This is a genomic window from Halomicronema sp. CCY15110, from assembly GCF_016888165.1.
In the GTDB taxonomy this organism is placed as follows: Bacteria; Cyanobacteriota; Cyanobacteriia; order Phormidesmidales; family Phormidesmidaceae; genus Halomicronema.
The window spans coordinates 18,857-35,561 of the sequence record NZ_JACSWC010000261.1; the positions used below are offsets into that span (position 1 = coordinate 18,857).

14 protein-coding genes and 1 riboswitch are annotated in these 16,705 nt (G+C 54.9%); of the genes, 7 read left to right on the forward strand and 7 right to left on the reverse strand.

What is annotated here, in order from left to right; all coding sequences use genetic code 11:
• Positions 1-122 precede the first annotated feature (122 nt).
• Together cbiB and JUK32_RS10625 are read right to left on the reverse strand one after the other, a co-directional pair.
• The gene (gene cbiB / locus JUK32_RS10620) at positions 123-1,121 is read right to left on the reverse strand and encodes an adenosylcobinamide-phosphate synthase CbiB (RefSeq protein ID WP_204138827.1); all 999 of its coding nucleotides are present in this window, start codon (positions 1,119-1,121) and stop codon (positions 123-125) included.
• Positions 1,102-1,545 (reverse strand): RrF2 family transcriptional regulator, encoded by a 444-nt coding sequence (locus JUK32_RS10625; RefSeq protein ID WP_204138828.1) that lies wholly within the window; start codon positions 1,543-1,545, stop codon positions 1,102-1,104. The genes cbiB and JUK32_RS10625 overlap by 20 nt, the downstream gene beginning before the upstream one ends.
• Positions 1,546-2,286: 741 nt before the next feature.
• Between JUK32_RS10625 and JUK32_RS10630 the strand changes: the two genes are divergently transcribed.
• Positions 2,287-2,679 carry an AbrB family transcriptional regulator gene (locus tag JUK32_RS10630; protein WP_204138829.1) on the forward strand — a complete coding sequence of 131 codons (393 nt, stop codon included), beginning with the start codon at positions 2,287-2,289 and terminating at the stop codon, positions 2,677-2,679.
• A gap of 348 nt (positions 2,680-3,027) precedes the next feature.
• Complete coding sequence (locus JUK32_RS10635; RefSeq protein WP_204138830.1) at positions 3,028-4,569, forward strand: hypothetical protein; 1,542 nt, start codon at positions 3,028-3,030, stop codon at positions 4,567-4,569.
• 263 nt (positions 4,570-4,832) lie between these two features.
• A riboswitch (Glutamine riboswitch) is annotated at positions 4,833-4,923 on the forward strand.
• Positions 4,924-5,509: 586 nt separating this feature from the next.
• On the opposite strand, the gene JUK32_RS10640 is transcribed toward JUK32_RS10635, so the two are convergent.
• A complete protein-coding gene (locus tag JUK32_RS10640; RefSeq protein WP_204138831.1) occupies positions 5,510-5,671 on the reverse strand; it encodes a hypothetical protein in 162 nt (53 codons plus the stop codon).
• Positions 5,672-5,926: 255 nt separating this feature from the next.
• Between JUK32_RS10640 and JUK32_RS10645 the strand changes: the two genes are divergently transcribed.
• Entirely contained in the window at positions 5,927-7,051 is a 1,125-nt protein-coding gene (locus tag JUK32_RS10645; protein WP_204138832.1) for a geranylgeranyl reductase family protein, read from the forward strand.
• A gap of 61 nt (positions 7,052-7,112) precedes the next feature.
• On the opposite strand, the gene JUK32_RS10650 is transcribed toward JUK32_RS10645, so the two are convergent.
• The gene (locus JUK32_RS10650) at positions 7,113-7,613 is read right to left on the reverse strand and encodes a GNAT family N-acetyltransferase (RefSeq protein ID WP_204138833.1); all 501 of its coding nucleotides are present in this window, start codon (positions 7,611-7,613) and stop codon (positions 7,113-7,115) included.
• Between the two features lie 538 nt (positions 7,614-8,151).
• Between JUK32_RS10650 and dnaK the strand changes: the two genes are divergently transcribed.
• From dnaK to JUK32_RS10665, 3 genes are all read left to right on the forward strand, one after another.
• On the forward strand, positions 8,152-10,695 hold the full coding sequence (gene dnaK, locus JUK32_RS10655; RefSeq protein WP_204138834.1) for a molecular chaperone DnaK: 2,544 nt from the start codon (positions 8,152-8,154) through the stop codon (positions 10,693-10,695).
• 77 nt (positions 10,696-10,772) lie between these two features.
• On the forward strand, positions 10,773-11,753 hold the full coding sequence (locus tag JUK32_RS10660) for a DnaJ C-terminal domain-containing protein (RefSeq protein ID WP_204138835.1): 981 nt from the start codon (positions 10,773-10,775) through the stop codon (positions 11,751-11,753).
• A 125-nt stretch (positions 11,754-11,878) separates the two neighbouring features.
• The gene (locus JUK32_RS10665; protein WP_204138836.1) at positions 11,879-12,652 is read left to right on the forward strand and encodes an ADP-ribosylglycohydrolase family protein; all 774 of its coding nucleotides are present in this window, start codon (positions 11,879-11,881) and stop codon (positions 12,650-12,652) included.
• A gap of 69 nt (positions 12,653-12,721) precedes the next feature.
• On the opposite strand, the gene JUK32_RS10670 is transcribed toward JUK32_RS10665, so the two are convergent.
• A complete protein-coding gene (locus tag JUK32_RS10670) occupies positions 12,722-13,483 on the reverse strand; it encodes a tetratricopeptide repeat protein (RefSeq protein WP_204138837.1) in 762 nt (253 codons plus the stop codon).
• 202 nt (positions 13,484-13,685) lie between these two features.
• On the opposite strand from JUK32_RS10670, the gene JUK32_RS10675 reads away from it, so the two are divergent.
• Positions 13,686-14,291: a peroxiredoxin gene (locus JUK32_RS10675; RefSeq protein WP_204138838.1), complete on the forward strand. Its 606-nt coding sequence runs from the start codon at positions 13,686-13,688 to the stop codon at positions 14,289-14,291.
• Positions 14,292-14,521: 230 nt separating this feature from the next.
• Here the strand turns inward: JUK32_RS10675 and ybaK are convergent, their stop codons facing one another.
• Positions 14,522-14,989, reverse strand: a complete 468-nt coding sequence (gene ybaK, locus JUK32_RS10680; RefSeq protein WP_204138839.1) for a Cys-tRNA(Pro) deacylase — start codon at positions 14,987-14,989, stop codon at positions 14,522-14,524.
• 514 nt (positions 14,990-15,503) lie between these two features.
• Complete coding sequence (locus JUK32_RS10685) at positions 15,504-16,541, reverse strand: aromatic ring-hydroxylating dioxygenase subunit alpha (RefSeq protein ID WP_204138840.1); 1,038 nt, start codon at positions 16,539-16,541, stop codon at positions 15,504-15,506.
• Positions 16,542-16,705: the final 164 nt, after the last annotated feature.

Genomic DNA, 16,705 nt, shown 5'->3' on the forward strand with positions numbered 1-16,705 from the left:
GGGCCGACAAGCAGTAGAGCGCCGATCGATCGCATCCTCTCAAACTCTAAACTAAGACTGCGAAACCCTGATAGAGATCCGGGGGCCAAATCTTCCGCATTCGAGACAGGGGCGCTCTACAGTCATGGGCAACCGATGAACGTGTAGCGCCCCCCCAGCAATATGCCGCCCACCAGTAGCCACGACCACACAGCCCAACGGGTCAGTTGCAGCCCCTGCTGAATGACACCGGGGGTAATGGGGCGCAGGGACTCGGCGAGCAGCGGCTTCCGCTTGACTTCGCCCCGATAGGTGTTCAGCCCCCCCAGTTGCACCCCTAGGGCAGCAGCATAGGCGCACTCGCTCCACCCCGCGTTAGGGCTCGGATCCGCAACGGCGTCCCGGCAACACAGCTGCCACACGCGGCGGGGCTGGCCCGACAGCAGGGCAATCGTCACCACCGTGAGCCGACAGGGCAGCCAAGTCACCGCATCTTCGCTACGAGCACTAAACCAGCCGAGGTCTTGATAGGGCGCAGTTTGATAACCAATCATCGAGTCTAAGGTGCTGAGGGCTTTATAGGCGATCGCCGCCCCCACTCCCCAAGCAGGCGCGATCGCAAATCCCCAGAGTCCATAGAACAGCGGTGCCATCACCCCATCAGTGGCATTCTCGCTAATGGTTTCCATCACCGCCCGCAGCACCGCCGCTTCCGAAAGTTGATCCGTATCGCGACCCACGTATAGTGCTAGGCGGGTTCGTGCCGTGGACAAATCGCCGTCTGCGAGCGGCTGTAAAACTTCTTCGGCAGCACGCCTTAAACTCCGCGCCGCCAGGCAACTGGCAAATATGATGGCGGCGATCGCCCCGCCCAATAGGGGATGAATGGACTGGGCTAAGCGCACGAGCCCCACCGCGATCGCGCCGCTCACCAATGGTAAACCAATACCCAATAGGATCCCGGCTCCCCGTTGTCTCCAGGCCGAGGCCATCGTTTTGAACACCCAGGTTTGGTAGCGCTGAATCGCCCACCCCATCACCTGCACCGGATGCAGCCAATGCCAAGGGTCACCCACCACAAAGTCGATGAGGCACCCGAAGAGCGGAATCGCGATCGGCCAACTACACCACAAAACTGGCATTCTCTCCTTGGGATGCTTGCCAACTGCGCGCGTCGTAGTACAAATCCTCTAAGGAAATGCCATACACAGCTTCCTTCATCTTTTCATGGAGCCGCTTCCAAATGCTGAAGGTGACCCAGTCTTCAGCCTGTGAGATATCCGGGGCATAGCTGCGAAGTGGTGACGCGGTTTCGCCCACTGCCGCCAAAATTTCTCCGAGTGAAATATCTGCCGCCGGTCGAGCCAACCGATATCCCCCTTGTACTCCCCGCACTGAAACCACCAAATTGGCCCGCCGTAACTCAATGAGCAACTTTTCCAAATAGGGGGCAGGGAGGTTCTGACGTTGGGCGATCGCCTTCACCGAAGCCAAGTGGCCCGGCGCTTGCAAACTCAAATCCAACAATGCTTTAACGCTGTAGTGGCCCCGCTTAGTCAGTTTCATAAGCACGTCGCAGTAGAACATGGAGTCGAGCGAGCCATCGTCAACGGGGGCATCCCCATGTTGGCTGGCGGATCGTCCTCCCAAGCCAGATGTCCGCCCTTAACCATTGCCACCCTCGCAAATTTGGGTGCGCCATAACCAACTTCCCGAGCAAATCAGGATCGAACAACGACCGCCCACTCGTAGAAAAACAGTATTGAGTCCAGTCATGACCCACATTCAACAACGTATCAGTTAGCGACCCTCGCGATCGCAGTCCGGTCATGGGGCACCACGCCGCGATCGCCCATAACCACCAATGGAATCCGGCCAATGGAATCCGGCCACATCTAATTAGCCGCCCTCTCTGCCCCTACCAACGGGCAGCAGAAAAACCAACGGGTGGCAGAAAAATGGTTTTAATCATTGTCGGCAGCGACAGAAAACACTAGCTAGACAATCAGATAGTGGCGAACCCCAGCCCAACACGTAGCCTCATCATTTTCCAGCAGTTATCACGAAATCACCATCCACCTGGGAAATTTTGCGTTAACATTCGATTCTTGAAACGTGCATCAAATCAGCGGTTAAATCATCGGGTTCAATTTCTCATAATTAACCTTAATGCTAAGAAACCGGATGGGAGAGATCTAAATTTGAAATTTAGGATTACAGTTGGTGGCGGTAGGTGAGACAACTGCACCGACTTCAACTATTTTTCACTCTGCGTGCTGCACTGTTGTAGATTGTGAGACATCAACAATGGCCGAAATTCAAAATATCGAAATGCTGACCGGGCAAGCTTTAGTTCAAAAAGTCAAAGAGTTAGAAAGTCTAACTAAAGAGGAAAAAGCCAGGGCGTGTGGTTACTACACCATTACCAAAAAAGGGACTGAGCGCGTCAACATGATGAAATTCATGAACGCGCTGATTGCCGCCGAAGGAATTGAACTTGATAGTGAGCAAAGTCCAAATGGACGAGGCGGCCGCAGTGCCAGCTACCGGATTACGGTGCAGTCCAATGGCAACTTGTTAATCGGCTCTACATACACCAAGCAGATGGGGCTTGAGCCCGGTGATGAGTTCGAAATTTCCCTGGGTCGCAAACATATTCATCTCAAGCAGTTGGGGGTGGATGATGAAGGCGACAACTAAACTAGCAACTCGCTTAGCGCCTAAACGAGTTGTTTGCTTAAGGCAAAACAGTTGAGAGGTTGGGTAATCTGCACGCCATGAGTAACCTGATCAGCGCCACTCTTCATCACCGTATCGTGCTCGTATTGGCCTTTTCCAAAGCCAGTCGCCCCGCCTAGCCCCCCATTCTGCCCAGTTACTGAGGTGATGGCAAAATCATCAAATGGGCAACCATGGATCAACCATCAAGGGTGCCCCTGACCAAGAGGCTGGCGCACTGTTGGCAGCATTAACACCGTGCCTGAATTACCAGGGCGCTGTTGTTACATCAATCCTCTGTTTATTGGGTGTTCGTACCACAGAACTGATATGTCTATCCCGTTCATCCTAGAAGTTGTTCTCGGCTTAGTCTTCATCTACTTTGCCCTTAGCCTCTTGGCGAGTGAAATACAGGAAATTATTGGCACGCTTTTGCAATGGCGGGCAGAGCATTTGAAGCGGTCAATTGAAGTATTGATTGCGGGTAATGACCCCACCAGTAAAGCCGCGGCTGAAGCCTTTGCCGATCGCCTGTATGACACGCCGCTGGTGCGCAGTCTCAATCAAGAAGCCACCGGCCCGATCGCCCACTTCTTTCGCCTCATCAATCAAGCCGCTGGCCGACTTTATCGACTGGTCACCCGTACCCGCAATGTGTTTGGGAATAAAACGAGCGGCCCTTCATACATTCCCGCAAAAACCTTTTCCCAAGCCCTGCTCGATAATTTACAGATTGAAGATTTGCGCACAGTGCTGCTGGAAAGTCGCTTAGGGCGATTTACGGAAGAGCAGTTGATGCTACCGCTAAATCGCATGGTCAACGACTTGCGGGCCAGCACCGCCAACGAGTTTTTGTTGAACGCCGAGTTTCGCACGTTAGAGGCATCGGTCAGTCAACTGGTTCATGATTTTCGGGAGAAGCGCACCACCCTATCGGAAACCATTGACCGCTTGATTCTCCGGTTGGATGAATTTACCGTAGCGGCTCAGGTAGCGCTGCCGGACAATCACCACCTGACTGAGACATTTATGCGGCGGCTAGAGTTTCTCAAGCAAGCGTTAGCCAGCACCACGTTGGATAAAGCGGCCTTGTTGAAGCGGATTCAGCCTAGTCTGGCAGAGTTAGTGTCGGTGGTCGATCGCCAAAGCCCCGTTTACCAAGAGTTAAAAAGTCTGGCCGGTAAAGACGGCGGCCGAGTGCGAGCCATCTTTGAGCGGATCGACAACCACGGTATCCCGCAAAGTTTGCAATCGACCCTGCTGTCGTTAGCCGACAAGGCGGGCAGCTCATTAGCGGCCAAAGCTAGTGATACGGTGCTCAACACGATGCAGAATTTGGCTGATGACTCAGTCAGCAACTTGAAAATTTATCTCTCTGACCTAGAGACTGATGTGAAGTCGTTGGGCCAAGAAGTTGAAAGCTGGTTTAATCGCGGCATGGATCGTTCCCAAGGCGTTTACAAACGCAATGCAAAAGCCGTGGCCTTGCTGATCGGGATCGCGATCGCGATCTCATTGAATGCTGATTCGCTCCATATTCTTGATCGACTCTCGCGAGATCCCGCCATTCGCAGTGCGATTAATCAAGCGGCAGAAGAAATTGGCTCTGCGAATCCAGCAGCGATGGCTGAAATCGAAGCTCAAGTGGATGATGCTCTCAACCAGTTGCCGATTCCCATCGGCTATGGCGAGGCCGTGACCAGCAAACAGCAAGCTGCCCAGGCGAATTGGTTTATCCCCTTGGTGCCGCGACGAGTCGTTGGTTGGTTTATTACGGGCTTCGCCATTTCCATGGGATCTAGCTTTTGGTTCAATCTACTCAAGCGAATTGTGGACGTGAAGAATTCTGGCAAGCTGGATGACTCCGAGTAGGCCGGAGTGACCGCCGAACAACCGTCTCTCTTAATATATGCGGTGCTGCGATCGCATCGGTTCAGTCACGCGTCGATGGGGTCACCCTGGCGCGATCGCAATCATCAGCCCCCCAGCCATCGAGGAACAGATCCCCCATAGAGCAATGACTAATCGGCCCACGGTTAAGGATTACCAGGTGGTCAAAGGGTGAAAATATTCACAATTTACAAAGTTAGCCCACAAAAGTTGTGGGAATAGTAATAATAGAAATACATCAAAACTTCGTTCATCCTCATTGCCCTCACAGACTTTTGTTCTTTGTATCGATGACTGATGAGGACGGAAGTAGGGAATTTCCCGAAGGAACGCGCCCCCATTGATTAATCGCATTTTTTGGAGGCGGTACTATGATGAGTACTTCATTGGTTCAAGGTTTAGAAATTGTCGCTATCGTTAGCGCGATGGCAGTTGTGGTCTCTCCTATTCTGTGCTGGATTTTGCCCGATCGCACCAGCGCACTAGAGGTTGAAACGCCTACCAGACAATTGGTTTAGCAGATGCCACGGCTGAATCATGTTCCGATCGATGGGCGTCAATAGTACGCCGTCAGCGATCGCCAGTGCATTGAGACCGTAGCTAAAAATTATCCCCTTTCACGCCAAAAGGCCAGTCCATGGACTGGCCTTTTGGCTTATTAGCCGAACCTCAGCAGATGAGGTAAAAGGCAGAATAATGACAACAAATCGTCAAATCTAAGTGGCTCAACTCACGACTTTTCTGTAGTGTAATTGCCGAACTTCTGAGGTGGATTCCACGACAAAACCTGGATTGCGTTGTCCCAGAATGATGTCGCACCACTCCTTTTTACACACAAAAAATGTAAGCAATGGCCGTTAACCGTACTGCCGCTGCCCCCAACAAGCCGGCAGTTAGTGCGCCCAGTCGCACCAGCCGCTAACTAGGCGAGGTTGCCCGGTCGCACGGTGTAAGCCTTGTGCATCGGGTAGCCATCTTGAGCGTAAATGCGATCAACACAGTTCAGGGCAATGTCTAAATCTTTGAAGACCCTCAGCACGTCTTCTTTGCCATTGGCATAAAGAACGCATAGTTCCCAGAGCATAAGTGCCTCCTAATAAGGTCTGCGGTAGACCACGAATCAGCAGTGATAGAGGGGCATGGATCACTTCAGCATAGGGGGGGCTGGAACAGGTGTAATCCGCAGGACTATTGATTCTTGCCGGTAGCACCAAATGAGTAATCTACGCACAATCTACAGGGTGCCTGCCACACGACATTCTGAGACCGCTCGGCATAGAGGGGAGCACATTTCGGTAATGTGGGCTGTGTGAGCCAACGAGGACGAGGACGAGCAGCCGTGACTCAATATGACTGTGTGGTGGTGGGGGCGGGGCCAGCGGGCAGTAGCACCGCTTATCACCTAGCCCAACAGGGGGCAACCGTTTTGTTACTAGAAAAAGCGGCGTGGCCCCGGTCGAAACCTTGCACAGGGGCTGTATCCCCTCGGGTGGCAGAGTGGTTTGACTTTGACTTTGCACCAGCGTTGGCTAATACCGTGCGGCGGGTGCGCTACACCTGGAAACTGGGGGACGAAATCACCTCGGAACTGGAAACGGCAGAGCCCATTTGGATCGTCCGTCGCGAGACCTTTGATCAGTTTTTGGTTGATCAGGCGATCGCTCAAGGAGCCGCCCTGCATGATCAGACTCTGGTCTCTGGCGTCGAGTTGGTGAATGGGCTTTGGCATATTCAAACATCACGCGAAACCTATCGGGCGCGCTATTTGGTGGCGGCTGACGGGGCCAACGGCCCGGTTTCCGGGTGGTTGGGGCTGGCGAGTGCCAAACTCCGCGCTGCCGCCGTCTTGGAGTTCCCGACTCCCTTGCCGCCGGATCAAGCCGCGCTCAATTTTGAATTCGGGTTGCTGAAAAGTGGCTGTCTGTGGTGCTTTCCCCGCGATCGCGATGCGGTGATGGGGGGCGTCACGCTCTTGGGCAAACAAACGCCGAATTTTGAGCAAACGTTTGCCACTTATGCCCAAAATTTTGACCTAACAGGCGGCAACTGCCAAGTCCATCCCGTCAAGCTGTGGGATGGGCACCGCACGCTACATACTCAGCAAGCCTTGGTCGTGGGCGAAGCAGCGGCCATTGTCGATCCCCTCTCGGCGGAGGGGATTCGCCACGGCATGTATAGCGGCATAAAGGCGGCTGAAGCGATCGCGGCAGCCCTGGCCGGAAAACCGGACGCCCTGGCTGGCTACACCGCTGCCATGCATGAATGGGGCGACAACATGCAGTGGGCGCAGCGCATTGCGAGTGTGTTCTTCCGGGTGCCGGGCCTGGGCTATCGGGTAGGCATTAAGCGCCCGACTATGACCCAGCGTATGGGCCAATTGCTCGCGGGCGAAATTCAGTACAGCGACATTGCGAATCGAGTGATCAAACGACTCACAACGGGATTCATTCCCGGTCGCTCTTAAAAGTGCGGTGCTGCGCTTGAGCGCGGCTTGGGCAAAGATGACAGCTTTGAGCGCCGATCCTTTACAAAGAGGACTGAGCGAGATTTTGCAACGCATCGCCCGTCACGCGGCAGAGTTGCCACTCGGGTTTAATCACCGCTCCCATGCGTTCATAAAAGGCGATCGCGGGACTATTCCAGTCCAGCACATTCCAATCCAGCCGCGCACAACCACGGGCCACAGCGACTTGTCCCAATACCTGCAACAGGGCCTTGCCAATGCCCTGACCACGATAATCCGGCAGCACAAATAGATCTTCCAAATAAATGCCGGGCTGCATCAAAAAGGTGGAGTAATTGTGAAAAAACAGGGCAAAGCCAACGGGGGTATCGCTCACTCGGGCCAGCAGGGCTTCGGCATAGGGGCGATCGCCAAATAGGTGTTGCGCCAAGTCATCGGCGCTGCCAGTCACTTCGTGGGCCAGCTTTTCGTAATCGGCCAGGGCCTGGATCAGGTCAGAGATCGCGGACACATCGGCGGGCTGTGCTGGGGTAATGGTCAAATTTGACGAAGAATCAGACATCGACTTTAGGTAAAATTGCAGCCTACGATAATAGTGTGCCAGCGGAGTGATGCCAACCGACAGATTGCCTTCCTCACCTGAGGCGATCGCAACAGTGAGTGGCTCAACTGTCTACAGCCAACCGTCGCCGACAGCCAACCGCCGGAGTGGTCTGTCTGCTTTCCCAGGAGGAAACGGCAAAGTTGGGGAAATGGCATGAAACCCATCAGTATCTAGGATTTCAGGGGCTGACGCTGACGCCTCACCGCCTCCCCCCAGGCCCCGTTGATGCTGCGCTAGCGGACACCAGGAACCGCGTAGGTGGTAGGGCCGCCCAACCCGAAAGCACAGGTCTACCATCTACCATATATATTGTTGGTGTAGGACAGCGGCCAAAAACAGTCGGTGGGCGATCGCGAGAGACGACGACTTGGGAAGTTCTTCGATAAAGTTGAGGGGTTATCTGTTGCACGTCATACAGCACAGCCCGCCCAGACACCGCAGGCTGAAAGAATATCAAAGCAGTTAGGAACGGGACGAACGAGGAGACACGAGTCGAATGGGTAAAGTTGTTGGTATTGACCTTGGGACAACCAACTCAGTGGTCTCCGTGATGGAGGGGGGTAAGCCCGTTGTCATTGCCAATGCCGAAGGTATGCGGACGACTCCCTCGGTGGTGGCCTTTAGTAAAGACGGCGAGCGCCTAGTGGGACAAATGGCGCGGCGACAAGCCGTGTTGAACCCCCAAAACACCTTTTACGGCGTCAAACGCTACATGGGCCGTAAGTATGGCGAACTCACCGCCGACTCCAAGCGGGTGCCTTACACCATCCGTCGGGGCGACAACAATGAAGTGCGCATCCAATGTCCCCGTTTAGAGCGGGAATTTGCGCCGGAAGAAGTTTCAGCCATGATTTTGCGCAAGCTGGCGGAAGAGGCCAGTCGCTATCTGGGCCAACCCGTAACTGGCGCTGTGATTACAGTGCCCGCCTATTTCAACGACGCCCAACGACAGGCGACGCGCAACGCTGGCCGGATTGCCGGTCTGGAAGTGAAGCGCATTCTCAATGAGCCCACAGCGGCGGCCCTAGCCTATGGCCTCGATCAGCAATATAGCCAAACAGTCTTAGTCTTTGACCTGGGTGGCGGCACCTTTGACGTGTCGATCTTGGATGTGGGTGACGGCGTGTTTGAAGTGCGCTCCACCGCTGGCGACACCCAATTAGGCGGCACCAACTTTGATAAGAAGATTGTGGACTGGCTCGCCGACGAGTTTTTGGAAAAAGAAGGGGTGGATTTGCGGCGCGATCGCCAATCGCTCCAGCGCCTGACGGAAGCTGCGGAAAAAGCGAAGATCGAACTGTCCGGCGTGAACGTGTCGGAAATCAATCTGCCCTTTATCACTGCCACCGCCGACGGCCCCAAACATTTAGAAACGCCGCTGTCGCGATCTCAGTTTGAAGGGCTTTGTGGCGATCTACTCAGTCGGCTACGGGGTCCGCTAAAGCAAGCATTGTCAGATGCAGGGCTGACGCCTGACCAAATCGACGAAGTCGTGCTGGTGGGCGGTGGTAGCCGGATGCCCATGGTGCATGAGCTAGTGCGATCGCTGATTCGCCGGGCGCCCAACCAAAACGTCAATCCGGATGAAGTGGTAGCCGTCGGCGCAGCTATTCAAGCGGGCATTCTCACCCAAGAAGTGCAGGATATTTTGCTGCTGGATGTGACCCCCCTGTCCCTGGGGCTGGAAACCATCGGCGGCGTGATGAAAAAGGTGATCCCTCGGAATACCACGATCCCCGTGCGGCGATCGGACATCTTTTCCACCTCCGAAAATAATCAAACCATGGTGGAAGTCCACGTGCTGCAAGGCGAGCGGGAAATGGCCGCCGACAATAAACCGTTGGGACGGTTCAAGCTCATGGGCATTCCGCCCGCGCCCCGGGGCGTACCGCAGGTGCAAGTGGCCTTCGACATCGACGCCAACGGCATTTTACAAGTCTCTGCCATGGATCGCACGACCGGACGGGAGCAGAGCCTCACCATCCAAGGGTCTGCGACCCTAAGCGAAACGGAAGTGCAACAGATGATTCGCGACGCCGAAGAATATTCGGAAGCGGATCGCCTGAAGCGGGAACAAGTGGAAAAGCGTAACCGGGCCGAAGCCCTGACCTATCAGTCGGAACGAGTATTGCGAGAAGTGGTGCTGGATTTCGGCATGCAGTTTGCCCGCGATCGCCGTCGCCGCGTCGAGCGTTTGATTCAAGAATTGCGCGAAGCCTTGGCAAATAACGACGAACGGGGCATCGACATTATTCAATCAGAGCTGCAAGACGAAGTCTACGAGCTGAACCGCGAAGCGTATCTCTACGAAGACGACAGCGAAGAAACCGATTTGCTCGGCCAAATCGGCGGCACCCTCAAGCGCACCTTTATGGGCGACGACGATGAGTTTAACCGTTACGAAGATAGCTGGTCTCGCCGTCCCGCCTGGGAAGACGATGCCTGGAACTATGATCGCCCCCGGTTAACCGGCACTCCCCCCGCTAACGATTACTACAACTCGCCACCACCGCCGCGCTATCAGCCCGATGCCTATGGTGCGCCCCCCCGCAATGGTGCGCCCTATGAGCCACCGCGCGGTAACGACGGCTATGCGCCCCCTCCCGGTCGTCCGCCCTATGACGCTCCGGCAGCCCGCAGTGACAATGGGAACGAGCCACGTCCCGATAGTGGTCCGCCGCCTCGCCGTCCGGCCTCGGGGCCACCTTCAACGCGGGATTATGGGGGCGATCGCTATGCGCCCAATGCTAATCCGGCACCGCGCTATCCCGAGTCACCCGGTTATGGCAACGACGCTTATCGGCCTGCGCCTGACCCCTGGAGCGAGTCCGACAACTATGGAGCGGCGCGGCCCGCCGCCCCGCGCAACGATCGCGATTGGAATCGTCCCCCAACGGGTGCGCCCGCCCGATCGCCCCAAGCCCCCACTCCACGGGATCCGGCATCGGCGCGTCCCCGCCGTGACGAATACGCTGATCCCCGTCGACCGGGCGGGAACGGCTATGATAACGATTGGGGTGATGATGATGAGTGGTTTTAGTCCCGCTTATCGGCCCTAGCGTTGGATCAGATGAATTTATCAACTCATCATGGTGAGCGAACGCTTTGATTGCGTCTATGGAAAACTTTCGGAACTATTTTGAAATTTTAGGCGTAGGCCAAGATGCGTCAGGGGCCGACATCAAACAGGCCTATCGCCAACAAGCCCGCAAATATCACCCTGACTTGAATCCTGGGGATAAAGCTGCCGAGGAGAAGTTCAAGCTCTTGGGCGAAGCTTACGAGGTGCTTTCTGATCCTGAGCGGCGATCGCAATATGAAGAGTACAGCAGCTTTTGGCAACAAAAAGGCTTTCGGCAGCGAGTCAGCAGCAAGTTTTCGTTCAAAGACCTTGACTTTAGCGATCTGGGCGACTTCAACTCGTTCATCGATCAGCTCCTGAACCGCCGCGATGAGCCAGCGCGCTCCCCCGGTGGCCGTCCATCACCAGACTCGCGAACCGAACCGCGTCCGCCCCCCCGTTCGAGTAACGCACGGACGACGGCCCGGGCCACCAGCAGTAACCGCCGCGACGCCGAAGCAACGCTAACGGTGCCCCTAGAGCGGGCCTACAGTGGCGGACAAGAGCGCATTCGCCTAGAAGACGGACGCACCATTGAAGTAGAGATGCCCCCTGGCATGGTGACTGGACAGCGGATTCGCTTGAAAGGACAGGGCATGGGCGGCGGCAATCTTTACCTGCGCATTGAAGTGCAGCCCCATCCATTTTTCAAGGTGGTCGATAATGATATTTTCTGCCGCATTCCGGTGACGCCGAGCGAAGCGGCGGTGGGCAGCAACATCACCGTCCCCACGTTGGATGGGCCAGTGCAGATGACTGTGCCGCCAGGCGTACAAGCAGGCAAGCGACTACGGTTAGCGGGGCGGGGCTATCCGGTGGGGCGCGATCGCCGGGGCGACCAAATTATGGAAGTCGATGTCGTGATGCCCGTGAAACTCAGCGATCGCGAGCAGACTTTGTACCAAGAGCTGCGATCGCTGGAAAAATTCAACCCTCGGGCAGACCTGCTCAAATCCTGGCAGGCGGTGCCTCGCTAAGCGGGGTCGACTCGCTCCAGACCTAAAAGTGTCAAGATCTACGCAGTCGGAGCGGTTGGGAGATATTCCCGTTACCCTGTGAGCTAGAAACTTGAAGATCGGGTAGTAACCGAAGTGAGGAGCCAATGTTAGGGGCGATCGCGGGAGATATGATTGGCTCGGTGTATGAGTTTGATAACCGCCGGAGCAAAGATTTTCCTTTATTTACCGAGGCCACGACCTTCACCGATGACACCATTTTGTCGGTGGCCGTTGCCGATGTTTTGCTGCATGGGGGCGACTATGCCAAAGCGTTTAAGGCTTACTACTGGCGCTATCCCAACCCCACCGGCAGCTATGGCGCGCGCTTTCATCAATGGGCGGCAGCCCCGACGCTGACCCCCTACAACAGTTGGGGCAACGGCTCCGCCATGCGGGTGAGTCCAGTCGGTTTTGCGAGCACCTCGTTAGATGAAGTTCTGCAAGAAGCGGAGAAAACGGCAGCCGTCACCCACAACCATCCCGAAGGCATCAAAGGTGCTCAGGCCACCGCAGCGGCCATCTTTTTGGCGAGACAGGGCACCGCAAAAGCCGATATCCGCGACTTTATCACTGAGCAATTTGGCTATAACTTGCACCGCACCGTCGATGAAATTCGCCCAACCTACAGCTTTAATGAATCTTGTCAGGGCACGGTACCCGAAGCGATCGTCGCCTTTTTAGACGCTACCGATTTTGAGGACGCCATCCGCAACGCCGTCTCCCTAGGCGGCGACTCCGACACCCTCACCTGCATCACGGGAGGCATTGCCGAGGCGTTTTACGGCGACATTCCTGAACACATTCGTCAGCCCGTCTCTGAGCGGTTAGATGAACCGCTCAGAGACGTGGTAGCCGCGTTCCGCGATCGCTACTGCTAGAGCACAGCGGTCGGTTGGAGCCTCCTCCAGGGATTCTTCGCCGACTATCGACCTGCTGACGATGTCCCCTCAAATCTGGATGCGAATTTCGTCAACTTGCTCAATTTGTTCAGGGCTAAATCCTGCTTTTAGCAAATTTTCTAAATGAGCGGCATCGTAGTAACGACCATCGAGTTGTAACGCTTGCCGATAGCTAGCCACGGCAGCGACTGGATCTGGTTTGCTCCAGTGTGCCAGTGCCAGCGCCACCCAAGGATGGGGATTGTCAGGTTCTAACTCAGTCGCCCGTTCGGCGTGGGCGATCGCGGCGGAGACATCCGGCAACCGCTGATAAGCCAAGCTGAGGTTGTAATAGGCAATCTCGTTATCAGCTTGGAGGGTTTTGGCTTGGGTATGGGCCGCGATCGCCGCTTCCAGATCTCCATTGACCAGATAGGCAATCCCCAAAGCATTGAGCCCCGGCACATGCTCAGCATCACGGGTCAACCCTTGATTGAGGGTGGCAATCGCAACGTCGCGATCGCCCGCCAAATGCTGTGTCCAACCCAACAAGACATAACCCGGCACATGGAGTGGATCGAGAATGACGGCGGTGTTTAGGGCGGCGATCGCGCCCTCAAAATCTTCTTGTTGTCGAGCTGCGAGTCCTTGTTGACGATAGGCCGCCGCGCCATCCGCATCCATCAGAAACACCGGATAGGCTAGCTGCTCCTGAGCTTGCGGTGACAGCACCAGCGGCGATCGCAGAGGCACTCTGACCTCGGTAGTGGTACAGGCCCCCAAACTAATGGTGTAGCAATAGAGGCTGAAAACAACGGCTAGACGTATCATCAATGACCTGATCACCATCCAACAGGGGGCTGTTTACATTGTGACTCTAGTTGGCAGCAGGTTAGGCCGAATCGGACTACAGTAGACGAGCGGGTATCGCTTACCATCCCCGAAAGCTGAGTGCTGAATGATCTGGGGTAATGCGTTGGGCGATCGTCCCCGCGACACTCTGGCAGAGCATAGTTTGTGAGGATTAAATCCGATGACTACCCCCCAAGAAGGCTGTCTTCGTGTCGGCCAATCGGCTCCTGATTTCACAGCGACCGCAGTCGTTGACCAAGAATTCAAAACCATTAAATTGTCTGACTATCGTGGTAAGTACGTCGTTCTGTTGTTTTACCCGCTCGACTTTACCTTTGTGTGCCCTACAGAAGTGGTAGCTTTTAGCGATCGCCATACCGAATTCAAAGATCTCAACACTGAAGTGCTCAGCATCTCAGTCGATAGCGAGTTTGCCCACTTAGCCTGGATTCAGACGGAACGAAAACTCGGTGGCGTTGGGGATTTGAATTATCCTCTGGTATCTGATATTAAACGAGAAATTAGTACCGCCTATAACGTGCTAGACCCTGATGCGGGAGTGGCTTTAAGAGGGCTCTTCATCATCGATAAGGAAGGCGTGCTTCAGCACAGCACGGTCAACAATCTGTCTTTTGGCCGCAGCGTGGCCGAAACGCTGAGAGTATTACAGGCGATTCAGCATGTGCAAGCTCACCCCGAACAAGTCTGCCCGGTCGATTGGCAACCCGGCGACAAGACGATGGATGCCGACCCAGTCAAGTCAAAGGACTTTTTTGCCGCAGTTTAAGGCGAGCGGATCATGCTGAAAAGCAGTTGCCTAATGCAGCGTCCAGACTCATCCTTAGGCTGCGACAGTTTATTCTGAATCTACAAAGCCCGCCCATCCTGAACTTGTCAAAGGATATTAGCGACCATACACCCATCGAAAACTAAGCATTAACAAAGTATTGGGAACGATTCGCGTGTCATCTCCCATCCGTTTTGCCCTCACCTCCAGCCTTAATAGTGGGTGATGGCTCAATGAGTAATTGCGCCAATGGTGCCCTGGACGGTGATTTGATAAGTAGTAGGAGATACCATCAGCATTTGTCCCTGCTTGCCCGCAGAAACCGCAATACTGCTAAATTGTGTCGCAGAAATATCGATAAACACGGGATAAGGCTTTTTACTGCCCAAAGCCGTCACACCACCACGAATATAGCCGGTCAAATTCTGCACTTCTTTGAGCGGTACAGTTTCCACCTTTTTATTGTCTGACATTTTAGCCAGAGCTTTGAGGTCGAGGCGAGCATTGGCCGGAATCACCGCGAAACAAACTCCAGTTTGATCGCCCCTGACCACTAACGTCTTAAAGACTTGCTCATAGGGTAGCCCCAGTTTGTCAGCGGCTCGCTCTGCCGCTAAATCTTGCGGATCGACATCGTAAGTTAGCAGCTCATAGGGCACTTGCTGCTGTTCCAGGATTCTAGCGGCATTGGTTTTCATAAAGCTGCGAACTCTCTTAGAAAGGCGCGAAGATAGAAAATTAGCCGTTCTGCCTTAAGGGTAACGCTGTAGTCTTATTCTCTGAAACGAGAATAACAAAGTTTGCTGAAATCGTCGTCGCCCTCAAGATTGTCATTATTTAGCCACTTAACTGTTTGACCGTCAAAGTAACAGCCCCTGAAGTTTCACGCCAGCATCAGGGCGTCAGTGTTGATGTGAGATGAGCGCCAACGTCTATCAATGGTGTCCCCTCGGCCATTTGGCTGGGTGCGGGAAAATCGTCAGGGGCATGAGTCGGACAATCTGACGCTTGGGGCCCAGGCCAAAGGCATTTCAGGATGCTTGGATCGTCCAACCAGATCACCCAAATCAAGTTAATGCCCCCAGTCGGTGCCGTGTCAGCACTGGATGGCAAAGCCAGGAACGCCGATTGCGCGATCGCTCCATCCCCACCGTGGCTCAAATGCCATGCCGTCACCCCAAAGCGACTCATTCACTGCGGCCTATTGCGGCATTAAGCCGTAAAGGAACGACCGAGGCCCAGTTCTTTCAACTGCTTGCGAAAGGTGATGGAACTCTTGTCGCCCGCAATGTGAACTTCATCCGAAAGCTTCAGGGGCAAATCTTCGGGCCATTGTTCTTGCACGATCGCTTGATCTTCGGCAAACACCTGATGGTTAAAATCCAGCGTGTCTTGCAGGGGCGCATCTTTGTCAAAGTTGCGGCAAATGGGCACAAACACCCGCGTCTTACGGGCCGAAACCGGTGAAGCCGCATTGAGAATATGCAACATGCCATTGGGAAACGTGACCGATAGCTTCGCCGTGAACGGCAAAAACACCTCAAAGAGTCGTCGCCATTTGAAATCTGGCGGAGCCAGATGCTTCATGCCATGGGGATAATTGCTAACCGTACTGACATAATCGGCCTTGAAGCCCGCCGGTGTCAGCTCGATGGGATAGTCCGGCACTGCGGGGTTGTCACTTTCACCAAAGGATTTGACATGGATAAAGGCAAAGTGACTGACATCGAGAAAGCCTTCGACTTGCCGCCCCGCCGCCGCCTCTAAGTCCACTGCGTCGGGAAGAACCTGTATATAATCCGGGTCATCCCACTCAGCCATTTCCGGCAAAGGAAGAGGGCCATTGTCGACTAACCGTACCCAAACTAGACCGTACCGCTCGGTCACGAGATAAGTCGTCAGCTTCAGGCGTTGGGGAATGGTGGCATCCGGTTCAGCAGGGATGCCGACACATTGGCCGGTGCTGTCATATTGCACCCCGTGATAAGGACACACAAGGCGATCGCCCGCCATCCACCCCTGACTCAACGGTGCCCCGCGATGCAGACACAGATCGCGCGCTGCGGTGACGGTGCCCGCAGAGGTGCGATAAATCACCAACCGCTCATCGAGCAGCCGGGTGCCATAGGGTTGCTCCAGGGTCACTTCTGCCGAAAATGCTACCGGATACCAAAACGGAGCGAGGGCCTGCCAATCGCTCGGGGTAAAGGTGCAATTGCGGGGCAGCGAGATTTTGGGGGCAGCAACCATGCAATGAACTCCTAGCCTGACTACGATAAAACCACAGCATGATTCAGACGGTACTCCGCTGCCAGCGTCTGTGTTTGTATCAGATGGCACGCGGTCAGCGGCATAAGCCAACCGTAGCGGTCATCCGAAGCGATGCCCTCGCCCCCAGACAAGGTCTCTGCAAC

What these genes read in the sequence shown, in the direction of transcription:
- cbiB (WP_204138827.1), bottom strand. Translation starts at nt 1,121, where the DNA reads ATGCCAGTTTTGTGGTGTAGTTGGCCGATCGCGATTCCGCTCTTCGGG.
- JUK32_RS10625 (WP_204138828.1), bottom strand. Translation starts at nt 1,545, where the DNA reads ATGAAACTGACTAAGCGGGGCCACTACAGCGTTAAAGCATTGTTGGAT.
- JUK32_RS10630 (WP_204138829.1), top strand. Translation starts at nt 2,287, where the DNA reads ATGGCCGAAATTCAAAATATCGAAATGCTGACCGGGCAAGCTTTAGTT.
- JUK32_RS10635 (WP_204138830.1), top strand. Translation starts at nt 3,028, where the DNA reads ATGTCTATCCCGTTCATCCTAGAAGTTGTTCTCGGCTTAGTCTTCATC.
- JUK32_RS10640 (WP_204138831.1), bottom strand. Translation starts at nt 5,671, where the DNA reads ATGCTCTGGGAACTATGCGTTCTTTATGCCAATGGCAAAGAAGACGTG.
- JUK32_RS10650 (WP_204138833.1), bottom strand. Translation starts at nt 7,613, where the DNA reads ATGTCTGATTCTTCGTCAAATTTGACCATTACCCCAGCACAGCCCGCC.
- dnaK (WP_204138834.1), top strand. Translation starts at nt 8,152, where the DNA reads ATGGGTAAAGTTGTTGGTATTGACCTTGGGACAACCAACTCAGTGGTC.
- JUK32_RS10660 (WP_204138835.1), top strand. Translation starts at nt 10,773, where the DNA reads ATGGAAAACTTTCGGAACTATTTTGAAATTTTAGGCGTAGGCCAAGAT.
- JUK32_RS10665 (WP_204138836.1), top strand. Translation starts at nt 11,879, where the DNA reads ATGTTAGGGGCGATCGCGGGAGATATGATTGGCTCGGTGTATGAGTTT.
- JUK32_RS10670 (WP_204138837.1), bottom strand. Translation starts at nt 13,483, where the DNA reads ATGATACGTCTAGCCGTTGTTTTCAGCCTCTATTGCTACACCATTAGT.
- JUK32_RS10675 (WP_204138838.1), top strand. Translation starts at nt 13,686, where the DNA reads ATGACTACCCCCCAAGAAGGCTGTCTTCGTGTCGGCCAATCGGCTCCT.
- ybaK (WP_204138839.1), bottom strand. Translation starts at nt 14,989, where the DNA reads ATGAAAACCAATGCCGCTAGAATCCTGGAACAGCAGCAAGTGCCCTAT.
- JUK32_RS10685 (WP_204138840.1), bottom strand. Translation starts at nt 16,541, where the DNA reads ATGGTTGCTGCCCCCAAAATCTCGCTGCCCCGCAATTGCACCTTTACC.